The following is a 948-nucleotide window of genomic DNA, read 5'->3' on the forward strand; positions in this document are numbered from 1 at the left end:
TGGCAGCGAGTCCAGACCTGCTGGGCTCGATGGTGAAGACGTTCGCGGAGGCGTTGATGGGCGCCGAGGTGGACGGCGTCTGCAATGCGGAATATGGCGAGATATCCCCGGAGCGGGTGAACCGGCGGAACGGCTATCGGGCGCGGGAGTGGGACACCCGGACGGGAACGACCGAGCTGGCGGTACCGAAGCTGCGTCAGGGGTCGTATTTCCCGGAATGGTTGTTGACCCGACGTCGACGTGCCGAGCAGGCGTTGATCTCGGTGGTGGCCACCTCCTATCTGCTCGGGGTGTCCACGCGGCGCGTCGACAAGCTCGTCGAGCAACTCGGCGTCGCGAACATCTCGAAGTCGCAGGTGTCGGTGCTGGCGAAGCAGCTCGATGCCCAGGTCGAGGCGTTTCGCTCGAGGCCGCTGGACGCCGGCCCGTACCGGTTCGTCCAGGCTGATGCGTTGACGATGAAGGTCCGCGAGGACGGCCGCGTGATCAACGTTCACTGCCTGCTCGCCGTCGGAGTGAACGGCGACGGGCACCGGGAGATCCTCGGCCTCGATGTCGTGAGCAGCGAGGACGGCGCCGGCTGGCTGGCGTTCTTCCGGGGCCTGGTCGCCCGCGGCCTGTCCGGCGTGCGGCTGGTGACCTCCGATGCCCACCGCGGGCTGGTGAACGCGATCGGGTCGACACTGCCCGGCGCGTCGTGGCAAAGGTGTCGGACGCATTACCTCCGCGACTTGTCGAACGTGGCCCCGAAGTCGTCGCAGCCGTGGGTCGCCACGCTGGTGAGAACCATCTTCGAGCAGGCCGACGCGACCGCGGTCACCGTGCAGTTCGACCGGGTTGTCGAAGCTCTCACCGAGAAGCTTCCCAAAGCCGCCGACCATCTCTCCCACGCGAAGGCCGACCTGCTCGCGTTCACTGCCTACCCGCGGCAGATCTGGAAGCAGATCT

The 948-nt window shown here is 67.1% G+C and carries 1 protein-coding gene; it reads left to right on the forward strand.

The annotated features are described in order from the left end of the window. Positions 1 to 948: IS256 family transposase (locus tag AB1460_RS37810; protein WP_368967388.1), on the forward strand; the 948-nt coding region annotated here is incomplete at both ends.

This window comes from Parafrankia sp. FMc2, from assembly GCF_041008525.1.
Classification (GTDB): Bacteria; Actinomycetota; Actinomycetes; order Frankiales; family Frankiaceae; genus Parafrankia.